The sequence below is a fragment of the Sporosarcina sp. P1 genome (assembly GCF_002743155.1).
Classification (GTDB): domain Bacteria; phylum Bacillota; class Bacilli; order Bacillales_A; family Planococcaceae; genus Sporosarcina; species Sporosarcina ureae_B.
Genome location: NZ_PDYS01000004.1, coordinates 47,064 through 62,658, shown reverse-complemented (window position 1 = coordinate 62,658; position 15,595 = coordinate 47,064). Strand labels below are relative to the sequence as shown.

12 protein-coding genes and 1 riboswitch are annotated in these 15,595 nt (G+C 45.6%); of the genes, 10 read left to right on the top strand and 2 right to left on the bottom strand.

Annotation, left to right across the window (positions count from 1 at the left end; genetic code table 11):
- The first annotated feature begins 288 nt into the window (after positions 1–288).
- A riboswitch (cobalamin riboswitch) is annotated at positions 289–464 on the top strand.
- 159 nt (positions 465–623) lie between these two features.
- Genes CSV73_RS06435 through CSV73_RS06425 form a run of 3 tightly spaced genes read left to right on the top strand, consistent with a single transcriptional unit; the run spans position 624 to position 4,287 of the window.
- Positions 624–2,846, top strand: a complete 2,223-nt coding sequence (locus CSV73_RS06435; RefSeq protein WP_085132597.1) for a ribonucleoside-diphosphate reductase subunit alpha — start codon at positions 624–626, stop codon at positions 2,844–2,846.
- Complete coding sequence (locus CSV73_RS06430) at positions 2,834–3,271, top strand: flavodoxin (RefSeq protein ID WP_099626920.1); 438 nt, start codon at positions 2,834–2,836, stop codon at positions 3,269–3,271. Before CSV73_RS06435 ends, CSV73_RS06430 begins: the two co-directional genes overlap by 13 nt.
- Positions 3,250–4,287, top strand: coding sequence for a ribonucleotide-diphosphate reductase subunit beta (locus CSV73_RS06425; RefSeq protein ID WP_085132599.1), 1,038 nt, complete (start codon positions 3,250–3,252; stop codon positions 4,285–4,287). Before CSV73_RS06430 ends, CSV73_RS06425 begins: the two co-directional genes overlap by 22 nt.
- 360 nt (positions 4,288–4,647) lie before the next feature.
- Here the strand turns inward: CSV73_RS06425 and CSV73_RS16440 are convergent, their stop codons facing one another.
- Positions 4,648–4,809 (bottom strand): hypothetical protein, encoded by a 162-nt coding sequence (locus CSV73_RS16440; protein ID WP_158232297.1) that lies wholly within the window; start codon positions 4,807–4,809, stop codon positions 4,648–4,650.
- Positions 4,810–4,908: 99 nt separating this feature from the next.
- Positions 4,909–6,453, bottom strand: a complete 1,545-nt coding sequence (locus CSV73_RS06420; protein ID WP_369802576.1) for a succinyl-CoA:acetate CoA-transferase ScpC — start codon at positions 6,451–6,453, stop codon at positions 4,909–4,911.
- 398 nt (positions 6,454–6,851) lie between these two features.
- On the opposite strand from CSV73_RS06420, the gene CSV73_RS06415 reads away from it, so the two are divergent.
- The 7 genes from CSV73_RS06415 to CSV73_RS06385 are packed head-to-tail and all read left to right on the top strand — an operon-like array spanning position 6,852 to position 15,586.
- The gene (locus CSV73_RS06415; protein WP_099626918.1) at positions 6,852–10,526 is read left to right on the top strand and encodes a nitrate reductase subunit alpha; all 3,675 of its coding nucleotides are present in this window, start codon (positions 6,852–6,854) and stop codon (positions 10,524–10,526) included.
- Positions 10,516–12,132 (top strand): nitrate reductase subunit beta, encoded by a 1,617-nt coding sequence (gene narH, locus CSV73_RS06410; RefSeq protein ID WP_085132602.1) that lies wholly within the window; start codon positions 10,516–10,518, stop codon positions 12,130–12,132. Before CSV73_RS06415 ends, narH begins: the two co-directional genes overlap by 11 nt.
- Complete coding sequence (gene narJ / locus CSV73_RS06405; RefSeq protein ID WP_085132603.1) at positions 12,125–12,694, top strand: nitrate reductase molybdenum cofactor assembly chaperone; 570 nt, start codon at positions 12,125–12,127, stop codon at positions 12,692–12,694. The genes narH and narJ overlap by 8 nt, the downstream gene beginning before the upstream one ends.
- Positions 12,687–13,382: a respiratory nitrate reductase subunit gamma gene (narI, locus tag CSV73_RS06400; RefSeq protein ID WP_085132604.1), complete on the top strand. Its 696-nt coding sequence runs from the start codon at positions 12,687–12,689 to the stop codon at positions 13,380–13,382. The genes narJ and narI overlap by 8 nt, the downstream gene beginning before the upstream one ends.
- 30 nt (positions 13,383–13,412) lie before the next feature.
- Entirely contained in the window at positions 13,413–13,892 is a 480-nt protein-coding gene (locus tag CSV73_RS06395; RefSeq protein WP_099626917.1) for a GAF domain-containing protein, read from the top strand.
- A complete protein-coding gene (locus CSV73_RS06390) occupies positions 13,873–14,955 on the top strand; it encodes a sensor histidine kinase (protein WP_099626916.1) in 1,083 nt (360 codons plus the stop codon). The genes CSV73_RS06395 and CSV73_RS06390 overlap by 20 nt, the downstream gene beginning before the upstream one ends.
- Positions 14,936–15,586 carry a response regulator gene (locus CSV73_RS06385; protein WP_085132607.1) on the top strand — a complete coding sequence of 217 codons (651 nt, stop codon included), beginning with the start codon at positions 14,936–14,938 and terminating at the stop codon, positions 15,584–15,586. Before CSV73_RS06390 ends, CSV73_RS06385 begins: the two co-directional genes overlap by 20 nt.
- Positions 15,587–15,595: the final 9 nt, after the last annotated feature.

Here is a 15,595-nt window from a genome sequence, read left to right as displayed (position 1 = left end):
AAAGCGAACCCTTCGCTGTTCGCTTGGCTCAGGCCACGCCCTTCGGAAAGCGTCCCCCTGCTGTAGCGGAAATCCCTTCTCCTCACTAATTTCACTATCTAATTAAAACGTTCACACAAACAATTTAGTCAAGAAGTAAAAAGTTTGATATACTATAAAATACTGAATAACAAAAGTCGAATCGTAGTTCAGAAGAAGGATTCTGAACATCGGTTCGATTTTTGTTTTGCATGTTTGAACACAACATGTTAGGGTTATATATGAATCAATACACTATATATAGTGTGTAACAGCAATTAGATGAATTGGTACCCACCACGTTTAAAAGGGAATCCGCCACGAACGGAGCTGCCCCCGCAACTGAGGGCACGGACGACTATCTTGTAAAACCACTGCTTCGGCGGGAAGGAAAGATGGAAGAGCGATGTGCCAGCCAGTAGACCTGCCAGTCATCTCAGCAAAACATTCTTCGGGGTTGGAGAGTGAAAGCACAAAGCAGTCTTTTTTCAGTCTGCCTAAAACTTTCCGCTATCTACTAAGCGTCAATTGACGACTCCCGATTTTATTGGGAGTTTTTTTATTTAGTATATAACCGAACTAATTAACTAAAGGGAGCGGATATAATGGCTATTATTCAAGAAGCTGTGGGACTTAATCTATTGATGGAAAACTTACAAGAGGAATTCGGCAAGAAACAAATCGAACCGTTGATCGAAGCGAGCGAAAAATTCCAGGAGCGTCACCCGGCAAGCTCGGCAACTGAGTGGACGAATGCGATGGTGCTAGAGTCTTTAAGCCGTATTGATGAAGCGACCACGTATTGGACGTTTGTAGCTGCGCGTATTTATTTATTCGACGTCTATGCAAAGCAAAAAGCATTGCGTGGAGCGGATGTGTATACCGATTTTGCGAAAAATGTAGAACGCTTGGTGGAACAAGGTTTATATACACCTGTTCTGACAGAGAAATACAGCCAAGACGAGCTTCAGGAAATCGGCAAGCTACTCGATCCTTCTCGTGACCTTTTATTCACATATATCGGATTGAAAACATTGGTAGACCGTTACGTCACCGTAAACTTTAAGAAACAATCAGTGGAGCTTCCACAAGAGCGCTGGTTAATCATCGCCATGACGTTAATGCAAGATGAAACAGTAGACCGCATTCATAAAGTCGGCGAAGCATATTGGGCGATGAGCAACTTGTACATGACCGTTGCGACACCTACATTATCGAATGCAGGCAAGATGCACGGACAGCTATCAAGTTGCTTTATCGATACAGTGGATGATTCCTTACAAGGGATCTACAACAGCAACACTGATATCGCGAACTTGTCGAAATTCGGCGGCGGAATCGGTGTCTATATGGGGAAAGTTCGTTCTCGCGGTGCATCGATTCGTGGCTTCGAAGGGGCATCAAGCGGTGTTCTCCCATGGATCAAACAGCTGAACAATACAGCAGTCAGTGTCGACCAACTCGGTCAACGTCAAGGGGCTGTAGCCGTTTATCTTGACGTATGGCATCAAGACATCTTCACATTCCTTGATCTCAAGCTCAATAACGGTGATGACCGTTTGCGCGCACATGACATTTTCACAGGCGTTTGCTTGCCGGACTTATTCATGGAGAAAGTCGAGTCCCGCGAAGACTGGCATTTATTCGATCCACATGAAGTCCGTACGAAAATGGGCTATTCATTAGAAGACTTCTATGACGAAACAAAAGGGAAAGGAACATTCCGCGAGAAGTATGAAGAATGTGTCCGCAATGAAGATTTATCCAGAGAGACGGTTTCAGCGATTGAAATCATGAAGCGTATCCTACGTAGCCAGCTCGAGACAGGAACGCCATTCATGTTCTACCGTGATGAAGTAAACCGTATGAACCCGAATAAGCATGAAGGCATGATTTATTCTAGTAATTTGTGCTCAGAAATACTTCAAAATATGTCAGCATCTACACATGAATCCGTAACACTAGAAGACGATATGGTCGTCACACGCACGAAGCCAGGCGATTTCGTTGTATGTAACCTGTCATCGATTAACCTTGGAAGAGCGGTTACAGCAGACGTGCTAGACCGTTTGATCCGCATTCAAGTGCGTATGCTCGATAACGTCATTGATCAGAACCAAATCCCAGTTGTACAAGCACAACGCACAAATGCGCGCTACCGTGGAATTGGACTTGGCACATTTGGCTGGCACCATTTACTCGCATTGAAAAATATTCAGTGGGAATCGGATGAAGCGGTGAATTTCGCAGACGAGCTGTATGAAAATATCGCGTATTTGACAATTAAAGCTTCAATGGAATTATCGAAAGAAAAAGGCGCATATCCATTGTTCGATGGTTCGGATTGGCAAACGGGCGAATACTTCGAGCAACGCGAATACGATTCGAATAAATGGCGTGAACTGCGCATGGATGTGGCAATGAACGGTATGCGGAACGGCTACTTGATGGCAGTCGCACCAAACAGTTCAACTTCGGTTATCGCAGGTTCAACAGCGTCAATCGACCCAGTATTCAAACCGTTCTACCATGAAGAGAAGAAAGACTATAAATTACCGGTTATTGCACCGGATCTAGATCATAATACGTATGACATTTACCGTCGTTCTGCTTACATCGTCGATCAGCGCTGGTCTATCAAGCAAAACGCCGCGCGTCAGCAACACATCGATCAGTCAATTTCATTCAATATTTATGTACCGAACTCCATCCGCGCATCTGTTATTTTGGATTTGCACTTGCAGGCATGGAAATCCGGCATGAAAACCACGTACTATATGCGTTCAACTGCAGCGGAGATTGAGGAGTGCGAGTGGTGTCATTCTTAATCGCCTATGCATCCTGGAGTGGCAACACACAGGAAGTAGCGGAATTGATTACGGAAAGTTTACAAAGTGAAGGCGTCGAAGTCGATACCTATCGTATCGGCATCGGTGTCATTCCAAACGTTAAAGAATACGACGCGCTCTGCATCGGTTCATTCACATGGGAAAAAGGTGCAACGCCCGATGAAGTAAAAGACTTCGTGGCGGACGTCGGTTACAAACCCGAGCTCGTCTATGTCTTTGGCACAGGGGATACGCAGTTTGGCGGCGACGATCTATTTTGCAAAGCCGCAGACAAGCTAGCAAAATTCTATCATTCACCTTTTGACCCACTGAAGATCGAACAAAGTCCGCGTGGTATACAAGAACAAACGGTTACGAATTGGACGAAAGGAGTGCTCGAACATTGGCGACACTTACAAGAGTAAAAGTACTGAATCCTGCAAACCCGAATAAGGCGACAGCTATTTTCGGTGGCGAAGCAAGCGGCATCCTAAACTGGAACGACATCGCGCACCCTCATTTCTATACATTACGTCAGCGAATCCGTTCACTTTTCTGGACAGCAAATGAAGTCGACATGACGCAAGATGTCAAGCAGTTCTCAAGCCTGACACAAGAAGAACAATCCGCATTCCTAAAAATTATCGGCCTACTGGCGACACTTGACGGTCCACAAACTGTCATCGCAATGAAAATCGCAGACTTCACAACGGATCCTTCCGTCAAGTCGATTCTCGCGACTATTGCCGACCAGGAAAGTGAGCATAACCATAGCTACGCGTATGTACTTTCATCTGTCACGAACTTAGACAAGCAAATGGAAGCCTTTGAAATGGGGCGCACTGACGAAGTATTAATGAAGCGAAATGAACGAATTGTAGATGTCTACAATGAATTTGCGGAGAACCCGACAATCGAAACAGTTCTAAAAGCGATGGTGTATACGACATTATTAGAAGGTCTATTCTTCTACAGTGGCTTCGCATTTTTCTATAACTTAGCGCGCCATCAAAAAATGGTTGGCACATCCACGATGATTTCGTACATCAACCGTGACGAACTGCAGCACGGTAAAGCGATCAGCGATATCTTCCGAGCAGCTTTGGCCGAAAATCCAGAGTATAACACAGACGAATTCACGGAATGGATCTATGACCAATTCCGCCACTCCGTCGAGCAAGAAGTCATCTGGAGCCGCTATGTATTAGCAGGAATCGATGGCCTGGAGCTAGAAGAGATGGAAGGCTACGTGAAGTATCGCGCGAACAAAATGTTGCGCATGCTCGGCTTGAGCGAAATCTATCCAGAGTTCACAGAGAATCCAATGAAGTGGATCCGCGCGTACGTTGATAACTTCGACGACACGAAAACGGACTTCTTCGAACAAACTAGCCGTCAGTACGTGAAGACTAGTGATTTGAACGGCTTTGATGATTTGTAATAAGTAAGAGTGGAAGGGGAATCCGTTATGGGTTCCTCTTTTTTTCGTGGAAGGGGGCGCCGTTGATCGATGCTCTGCGCTTACGATCGTCTAGTTTCATTTTCTCTAAGAGATAACACTCATATATATGCATGGCCAAGCGCTCATACTTTCACGCTACCCGCTCTATGTGACTCGGCATCCGCTCTATCCATCCGTTTATCCGCTCTATGCGACCCGGCATCCGCTCTATCCATCCGTTTACCCGCTCTACGTGACTCAGTATCCGCTCTATGCACTCGCTTAACCGCTCAATGTCCATCGCGGCGACTAGCCTAATCCATCTTGAGAGAGGAGACGCTCATATATATGGCCAAGCGCTCATACTTTCACGCTATCCGCTCTATGTGACCCGGCATCCGCTCTATCCATCCGTTTATCCGCTCTATGCGACCCGGCATCCGCTCTATCCATCCGTTTACCCGCTCTATGCGACCCGGCATCCGCTCTATCCCCTGGCTTATCCGCTCTATCCACCCCCACATCCGCTCAACCCAGCCATTTACCCACCCCACCCCCAAAAAAATCACACGAAAAAACCAAGCGGATCGAAGTCCGCTTGGTCATTTCCTATCTATAAAATTACTTCTGAACTTCTACAGTCTTGTGCATCGTCTTGTTTTTCGCAAGATTCACGTGCCATGATAGCGCTTCTTCCAAGATGTGTGGAGTTTGTCCGCCAACTTGTTCAACTGCTCTATTGTAATAATCACGTAGCTCTTCCTTGAAGTCAGGGTGAGCACAGTTCTCGATCAACAATTCTGCTTTCTGTCTTGGAGCCAAGCCGCGAAGATCTGCGTACCCTTGTTCTGTAACGATTACGTCTACATCGTGCTCCGTGTGGTCCACGTGAGAAGAGAAAGGTACGATAGATGACACGTCTCCGCCTTTTGCGTAAGACTTCGTAACGAAAATCGCGATGCGTGCGTTACGAGCGAAGTCACCAGATCCACCGATGCCGTTCATCATGCGTGTTCCGCTAACATGTGTAGAGTTAACGTTTCCGTAGATGTCTAGCTCAAGCGCTGTGTTGAATGAAATGATACCCAAACGACGGATAACTTCCGGGTGGTTTGAGATTTCTTGTGGACGGAATACGAGTTTATCACGGTATTTAGCGATATCGTCTTTGAAGCTGTCCAAACGCTTTTTAGATAGAGTCAATGAAGTAGCAGAAGCGAATTTCACTACGCCGTCATCGATCAAGTCGAAGATTGCGTCTTGAAGTACTTCAGAATATACTTCGATATCTTTAAACTCAGAATTTCTCATACCGTCAAGTACTGCGTTCGCAACCGAACCGACACCTGATTGAAGAGGCATTAGCGTTTCATCCATACGGCCCAACTTGATCTCGTCACGGAAGAAGTTCAACAAGTTGTTTGCAATCTCTTGTGTCTCTTCGTCTGGAGGAACGATAGGGGAAGGAATATCACCTTTCTCCGTAAGAACAATTCCGACAACCTTTTTAGGATCTACTTTGATTCCTGGTGTACCGATTTTATCTGTTGCACTGTACACAGGGATTTCTTTACGTTGGTTTTGAGCATCTGGAATATAGATGTCGTGTAAGCCTTCAAACTCCATAGGTGCATTAACATTCAATTCGATGATGACATGCTTCGCTTCTTGAACGAAAATCGGAGAGTTACCTACAGAACCAGTCGGGATGATATATCCTTCTTCTGTAATAGCTGCTGCTTCGATGATTGCATAGTCAACGGGTCCGATTACGCCTTGGCGAATCCATTCAGCTGTATGGGAAAGGTGCTGATCGATATAGAATGAGTCACCTGAGTTGATTTTGCCGCGCATTGCTGGGTTACCTTGGTATGGAACACGTAAATTGATGACGTCTGCATTGGCCATTAATTCATCTACGTTCGGGCCCATTGAAGCACCAGTGAAAACGTTTACTTTAAAGTCCTCAGTTTTTCCTCGTTCTGCCAATGCCAAAGGCACCGCTTTTGCGTCTCCGGACAAAGTAAATCCACTCAGACCTAGAGACATTCCATCCTCGATCCAAGAAGCTGCTTCTTCTGCTGTAACAATTTTATCTTTTAGTGCTTCACAACGAAGTACTTTATTTAATTCGTTTGCCACGGTATCATCCACCTTACCTTTCATTTTGTATATAATTCTATCATTTATATAAATAAAATCAACATAATATTATGAGAACTATACTAAATTTCCCATTTGTTAAATAAAAACACTTAAAATTGTGAAAATAATAGAACGTATTCAGAAGGCGGTATAAAGAGTTTTCCCTCACTCAGAAAGTAAAACTAGAGATTCGTGAAAGGAGAATAGGGAATTCCCTGATAGAAACAAGTATGGAAACACGTATACTTATTTTATACAAAGATATTTTACAAGAGTTGATAGAAAAGTCCTACGATACGTTGTAATCAATAGGGAATTCCCTTATGTGGAATTCAGACTACTTAGTCTATTCGGGGGTAAGAGAATAAGTAGATCTGATTCATTTACTGCTACATTCTGAAAAGGAGTGGAAATGTTCGATGAAAAAGAGATTCGGATTGAATTATTTTAAACCTGTCGAGAGTTATTCTGGAAGTTGGTCAGTACTAGAAGAGAAAAGTCGTGATTGGGAAAACATGTACCGTCAACGCTGGTCTCATGACAAAGTTGTCCGTACGACGCATGGCGTAAACTGTACGGGTTCGTGCAGTTGGAAAGTCTTCGTCAAGAATGGCATCATCACATGGGAAAATCAGCAAATCGACTATCCATCCTGTGGCCCTGATATGCCTGAATTTGAACCGCGTGGTTGTCCACGGGGCGCCTCGTTTTCTTGGTATGAATACAGTCCATTGCGCGTGAAGTATCCTTATATACGCGGAAAACTGTGGCGCATGTGGAACGAAGCGTTGGCAGAAACGAAAGATCCTGTTAAAGCATGGACAGCAATCGTTGAAGATCCCGAGAAATCCAATGAATACAAAAGAGCCCGCGGCAAAGGTGGTCACGTCCGGATTCATTGGCGAGATGCGACGATGCTCATTGCGGCACAACTCATCTATACGGTACAAAAATACGGTCCGGATCGTGTGGCAGGATTCACACCGATCCCTGCGATGTCAATGGTCAGTTATGCATCGGGCGCGCGTTTCATTTCATTGCTTGGTGGCGAAATGCTCAGTTTCTACGACTGGTACGCAGATCTTCCACCATCCTCTCCGCAAATTTGGGGTGAGCAGACGGACGTTCCGGAATCGAGTGACTGGTTCAACGCAGGCTATATCATCATGTGGGGCTCGAATGTACCGCTTACCCGGACACCGGATGCGCACTTCATGACGGAAGTTCGCTATAAAGGAACCAAAGTCGTTTCCGTCGCGCCGGACTATGCGGAAAGTGTTACGCATGCGGATGACTGGATCGCAGCGAACCCAGGGACGGACGCAGCAGTTGCGCAAGCGATGACACACGTCATTTTGGATGAATTCTATCAAAAACGTAAAGAACCAACATTTATAAACTATGCCAAACAATACACCGATATGCCGTTCTTGATTTTACTTGATCCGCATGAAGATTCGTATAAAGCAGGGCGTTTCTTGCGGGCAAGTGATCTTGGACAGGAGACGGCGCACGCTGATTGGAAACCGGTTTTATTTGATGAAGCGACAGATGAAATCATTGTTCCAAACGGCACGATGGGACAACGCTGGGAAGAAGGCGTCAAGTGGAATTTGCAATTGGAACATGCAGATGGCACACGCATTGAGCCCGCATTATCTATCGAAAAACAAGCACAGCAATGGCAAGAAATTCATTTTCCATACTTCGATAACCGAGGAAATGGCACATTCAAGCGTCCCATTCCTGTGATGAAAGTACAGTTTGCGGACGGCACTGAGCGTTTAGTGACGACAACATACGATATTATGTTGAGTCAGTATGGCGTAAATCGAATCGGCAGTGAGCTAGAAGCGACAGGTTATGACGATGTGACTTCTATCTATACACCCGCTTGGCAAGAAGCGATTACGAACGTTAAACCAGAACTTGTTACACAAATCGCCATGGAGTTTGCACAAAATGCTATCGACACAGGTGGACGTTCGATGATTATTATGGGAGCGGGCATCAATCACTGGTTCAACAGTGACACGATCTATCGTGCGATTCTCAACCTCGTCACGTTGACCGCTTCACAAGGAGTGAACGGTGGGGGTTGGGCGCATTACGTAGGACAAGAGAAATGTCGTCCAATCGAAGGCTGGAGCACGATTGCCTTCGCAAAAGATTGGCAAGGCCCACCACGTCTGCAAAATGCCACATCATTTTTCTATTTTGCGACCGATCAATGGAAATACGAAGAAGCGGGTACGGATACACTTCAGTCGCCACTTGGCGGAGAAGCGAGATACCAGCATCCGGCAGACTATAACGTACTTGCGGCGCGTCTCGGCTGGTTGCCATCGTATCCTCAGTTCAATAAAAATAGTTTATTGCTCGTGGAAGAAGCGGCGAAGCTAGGTAAGACGGATGCGAAAGAAGTCGTTGCGCATGTCGTCGATCAACTGAAGTCTGGTGAACTACAATTCGCAGCAGAAGATCCAGATGCACCGGAAAACTTCCCGCGTTCATTATTCGTCTGGCGTTCGAATTTGATCTCAAGTTCTGCAAAAGGGCAGGAATACTTCATGAGACACTTACTCGGTGCATCAGACGGCTTGCTTGCTACGCCGAATGAGGATATGAAACCGAAAGAAATGGTGTGGCGCGACGATGTGGAAGGAAAGCTCGATCTATTAGTAGCACTCGATTTCCGCATGACCGCGACACCGCTATATGCAGATATTGTTCTACCAGCCGCCACTTGGTATGAGAAAGTGGATCTGTCTTCAACGGACATGCATCCATTCGTCCATCCATTCAATCCGGCAGTTAATCCATTATGGGAATCTAAATCGGACTGGGATATTTATCGTGAAATCGCGAAAACGTTCTCTACACTTGCGCAAACGCATTTGCCAGGCGTCTATAAAGATGTAGTCACGTCTCCGTTAGCACATGACTCGGTTCAGGAAATTGCTCAGCCGATGGGCGAAGTACATGACTGGAGTAAAGGGGAAATTGAAGCCATTCCGGGCAAAACAATGCCGGGGATGACGATTGTCGAGCGTGACTTTACGAAGATTTACGATAAATATATTACGCTCGGCCCGTTATTATCGACGGGGAAAACGGGCGCACACGGTGTCAGTTTCTCGGTAGCGGATGAATATGAACTGATGAAAGGCATCAACGGTATTTATGAAGACGATACTGTGAAAGACGGCTTGCCTAAATTGTACACAGCGAAACACGCAGCAGAAGCGATGTTGACACTATCTTCCGCAACGAACGGCCGCGTATCACAAAAAGCATTTGAAGCTGCGGAGCATGATACAGGTATGGAACTGAAAGATATTTCAGCAGACCGCGCAGCAGAGCGATTCACATTCGCAGGAATTACCGCGCAACCGCGTGAAGTCATTCCAACACCGGTCTTCAGTGGTTCGAATAAATTAGGTCGACGCTACTCGCCATTTACGACGAATATTGAACGTCTCGTGCCATTCCGAACATTGACCGGTAGACAACATTTCTACATCGATCACGAATTATTCCTTGGATTCGGCGAAGCATTGCCAGTCTATAAACCGACGCTTCCACCATTCGTCTTTGCGGACCGTGATGCAGAAATTAAAGGCGGACAAGATGCACTCGTTCTTCGTTACTTAACACCGCACGGTAAGTGGAATATCCACTCGACATACCAAGACAACCAGCACATGTTGACATTGTTCCGTGGCGGTCCAACGGTGTGGTTATCGAATCTCGATGCAGAAGAGCACGGAATCGACGACAATGCTTGGCTCGAAGTATATAACCGAAACGGTGTCGTCAATGCACGGGCCGTTGTCAGTCACAGAATGCCTAAAGGTACGATGTTTATGTACCACGCACAGGATAAGCATATTCAAATGCCAGGTTCGGAAATCACCGAGCAGCGCGGAGGAAGCCATAATGCACCGACGCGCATTCACATGAAGCCGACCCAAATGGTAGGCGGCTATGCACAGCTCAGTTATGGATTCAACTACTACGGACCGATCGGTAACCAACGTGATGTCTACGTCGCTGTCCGTAAGATGAAGGAGGTCAACTGGCTTGAAAATTAAAGCGCAAGTTGCAATGGTCATGAACTTAGACAAGTGTATTGGGTGTCATACATGTAGTGTGACGTGTAAAACGACATGGACGAACCGCGAAGGTGCCGAGTATATGTGGTTCAATAACGTAGAAACGAAACCGGGCATCGGCTACCCGAAACGCTGGGAAGATCAGGAGCTTTATAAGGGTGGCTGGCAGTTGCGAAAAGGCAAGCTAGAATTGAAATCGGGTTCCAAGCTGTCGAAAATCGCACTCGGTAAAATCTTCTATAACCCGGATATGCCTGAAATGAAAGATTATTATGAGCCATGGACGTACGACTATGAAAAACTGACGTCCGCACCGGATCGAAAACATACGCCGGTTGCACGTGCAAAATCCGTCATTACAGGCGAATACATGGATCCTGAGTGGGGCCCGAACTGGGAAGATCAGTTAGCTGGCGCACATATTACAGGACCCACTGACCCGAATATCGAAAAAATCGAAGAAGAAATCAAGTTCAACTTTGAACAAGCGTTCATGATGTACTTGCCACGACTATGTGAACACTGCTTGAACCCGAGCTGTGTAGCTTCTTGTCCGTCAGGTGCCATGTACAAGCGTGACGAAGATGGGATCGTCCTCGTCGACCAAGAAGCGTGTCGCGGATGGCGGTACTGTATGACGGGTTGTCCGTACAAGAAAGTATACTTCAACTGGAAAACGAATAAAGCGGAGAAATGTACGTTCTGTTTCCCGCGCGTGGAATCTGGTTTGCCAACAGTTTGTTCTGAGACATGTACAGGCCGAATCCGCTATCTAGGTGTCTTGCTTTATGACGCAGACCGCGTACAGGAAGCCGCATCTACACCGGATCCGAAAGACTTGTACCAAGCACAATGTGATTTGTTCCTGGATCCACATGATCCGGAAATCATCCAGCAAGCAATTAAAGACGGCATCTCCGAAGACTGGATCGAAGCAGCACAAAACTCACCGGTTTATAAGTTAGCGATCGAGTACAAGTTGGCTTTCCCGTTGCATCCGGAATACCGGACATTGCCCATGGTATGGTACGTTCCGCCGCTTAGCCCGATCATGAACTACTTTGAAGGTAAAGATTCCATCAAAAATCCGGACATGATTTTCCCGGCAATCGAAGAAATGCGAATTCCGCTTCAGTATTTGGCCAATATGCTGACAGCTGGAGATGTGGATATCGTCAAAGGAGGCTTGCAGCGTATGGCTATGATGCGTTCATATATGCGTGCAGTTTCTTCAGGCAAGGATTTCGACGAAACCAAACTGGAGCGTGTTGGCTTGACTGCGAAACAGACAAAGCAAATGTATCGCTTACTTGCCATAGCCAAATACGAAGATCGTTTCGTGATTCCAACATCGCATAAAGAAAGTCAAATGAACGTCTACCGCTCACAAGGTTCAGCAGGTTACGACGGTATGGGAACTTACGGTGAACAAGCACCGGCTCAAAATCCGTATTCCTCATTTTCTGTAATGGGCTCGGATGGAGGTTGTGACGGTTGCGGACCTGTAACACCGGGAGCGGCTCCAGTGAAAACGGGCAAGGAAATCTATGAAGAAAACTTCTACGGGGGGATCTGGCGTGATTAATCTCGATCTCTTATATGACAAGAAGCATATCTTCGGCTTTTTCTCCCATCAACTGAACTATCCGGAAAAGCTGACGTTCCATCCAGACATGTGGAATGAGTACGTAACGGAAAACGCTGCGGGTTATGACGACCTGCAGCTGTACTGGGAAACGATGCAAACGTACAGTTTGGATGAAATACAGGAGTTGTACACGTACACATTCGATTTCCAAAAAGACGCCACGCTGTTTATGACGTACGTAAAATTTGCAGACTCGAAAGAACGCGGTCAGACGTTGGCGCAGTTAAAAGTGTTATACGAAATGTTCGGGCTCGAAATGCCCGATGAAGAACTATCCGACTTACTTCCGTTAATGTGTGAATTTATTTATGCCGCTGAATGGAAGGGAGATCCGCGAGCGCAACAGAGCTTTTCCATGTTGCTCGCAGTCATCGAGGACGGTTCCTACTTTTTAATGAAAGCACTTGAAAAGTATGAAAGTCCATGGCTTCATTTAATCCGTGCGCTGCGTGAAACATGTAAATCATGTATTCAACGGGAGGTTTCCGCTAATGACTAGTCAATTTCTATGGGTCATTTTTCCTTACATCTGTATCGCAGTATTTATTGTAGGACATATTTTTCGTTATAAGAATGACCAATTCGGCTGGACCGCGAAGTCGAGTGAGTTTATTGAAAAGAAGCAATTAATGATCGGTAGCTTGCTGTTCCACATCGGAATCTTCCCCGTCATTTTAGGCCATGTGGCGGGACTTGGAATTCCGAAAGAGTGGACGCGGGCAATGGGTGTCAGCGACCATATGTACCATATCGGTGCCGTGTGGGGTGGCGGATTCTTTGGTGTGATGACATTAGCAGGAATGATTATTCTGACATCACGTCGTTTCACAAAAAGTAATGTTCGCAAGTTGTCCTCGAAATCAGATTTAATCGTCAATACCTTGTTGTTGTTTATCGTTTTCATCGGTGTTTACAGTTCATTAATTACAAACACAACGACGCCAGGATTCGATTACCGTGATACGATTTCGGTTTGGTTCAGATCATTGCTCATATTCCAGCCGGAAGCTGCATATATGGCATCTGTTCCCATTGCGTTCAAGCTGCATGTTTTAACTGGATTTCTAATTTTCGCCATGTGGCCATTCACACGACTCGTCCACGTCTGGAGTGTGCCATTGAATTATGTAGGGAGAAGTTATATTCTATATAGAAAACATCAGCCGACCAAACAATCACCCCGGTAAGCGAATGATGAATAATAGGAGATAAGGTCTATGACGGGACAAGTAAATAGAGATTTCCAACTGGCAATCGACGAATTGAAAGAAACGCTTCATGCGGATTTCATCGGCTTGGCATTAGTGGATTTGAAGAAATTTCATTACGAATTAAAGTGGCGATATGTAACGGGGAATATCAGTTTACGCTATCGTAGAATTGTCCTTCAATCAGGCAAAGGCGTGGCGGGAACCGTTTTCAAGACAGGAAAGCCGATGAAAATCGAGAATGTAGACGCAAGTGTAATGGATGGAGATCTCTACAACTATCCAATTGTCGTATTCGAAAAGCTGAAAAGTTTTGGCGCGATTCCTCTATTCCGTGATGACCATGTGCAAGGTGTGCTTTTGATTGGCTATCGTGAAGTGGACCGGTTAACCGCTGACAAGTTTGAGCAATTCAAGCATGCGGTAGGGCCTCAATTCGGACCGTTTCACATGAAGGAGCGATTGAAAGATGACTTTATTGAACAATGACCAGCTAACGACTATGCTGCATAAACTATACGATCGGACAACAGAAGCGATGTTCTTTTTCGGCGCGAATGGCGAAGTTCTCTCAATGAATGAAGCGGCGAAACAAATAATGGAACCTTCTCTATATGAAAAGATGTTGCAGGGCGAGGCGGATGCCATTTGTCTGACATGCCGTGGCTTTACGAGTGAAGATGAACAGATGACGTGTGTTTCGTGTTTTATGGAGAAGCCACAACAAACCGTATCTTCATTCCAATTATATTTGGAGACAAAAGATCTGGGCTTGCAACCATACAGCGCAACCTATCAAGTATTAGATGAAGAGCAACACGTATCCATGTTGATGTTGCGTAATCTAACGAGACAAACTCAGACATCCGAAGTGCTCCATCAAAAATTGCGCATGCAACAAGTGATTTTGGCGCAAGAAAATGAACGCAAACGAATTTCACGTGAGCTGCATGACAGTGTAGCGCAGGAAATGCTCAGTTCGCTCGTCGATTTACGCGTCTTGAAATATATGGGCATGAACGACAAGGCACTTGAGAAGTTGCGTCAAACAGAAGGTTCACTGATGCGCTTACTCGATGAGATCCGTCATCTATCTGTCGAATTGCGACCGGCTGTACTCGATGATTTTGGATTAGAAGCCGCTTTCCGAACACACATCAAGAATCTCGAGAAGAATTATGGATTGTATGTACATTATGAATCCGATTTGAAAGAACAACGTTATGAAGGTGCGATTGAAACGGTTGCGTATCGTATCGGCCAGGAAGCGATTCTCAACTCCATGAAATATGCCCAAGTAGAAGACGTCTTTTTAACGTTGAATGAAGTGGATGGACAGCTGCAAATAAAAGTATCTGATGAAGGTGTCGGCTTTGACGTCAATGACTTTACACCGCAAGGCACGGGACTCGGTCTATATGGGATGAAAGAACGGGTGGAACTGGTAGGTGGTAGTTTGACGATCATTTCTAGTCAACAAACAGGTACGACAGTCCAAGCGAATATTCCGCTGAAGAAGGAGAGAGCAACGAGTGAAAATCATAATAGCTGATGATCATGCAGTCGTCCGCACAGGATTTATGCATATATTGAATTTCCAAGATGATATGGAAGTCGTAGCAACAGCGGCAGATGGGTTGGAAGCATATGAACTAGTTGCGAAGCACAGACCGGATATTATTTTACTGGATCTCAGCATGCCTCCTGGCCAAAGTGGCTTGATTGCGACAGGCAAAATTCACGAAGATTTCAAAGAAACGAAGATCGTCATTTTAACGATGTACGATGACGAGGAGTATATGTTCCACGTACTGAAAAACGGTGCATCAGGCTATATTTTGAAAAATGCGCCCGACGAAGAGTTACTACATGCCATTCGTCAAGTGTACGATGGCGGAACGTATGTCCATCCGTCCATGGCAACTTCGCTCGTCAGGGAGTTTGTCAAGAAAGGGTCGAAAGAGACAGACGAAGATGATCCGTTCAAGATTTTATCTAAACGAGAAATCGAAATTCTACCGCTTGTTGCAAAAGGTTATGGCAATAAGGAAATAGCAGAAATGCTGTATATTTCCGTCAAGACTGTAGAAGCGCATAAAGCGAAAATGATGGATAAGCTGCAATTGAAGAGCCGCCCGGAACTCGTCGAATATGCGCTGCGCAAGAAGTTTTTAAGTTTCTAATCGGGAGGT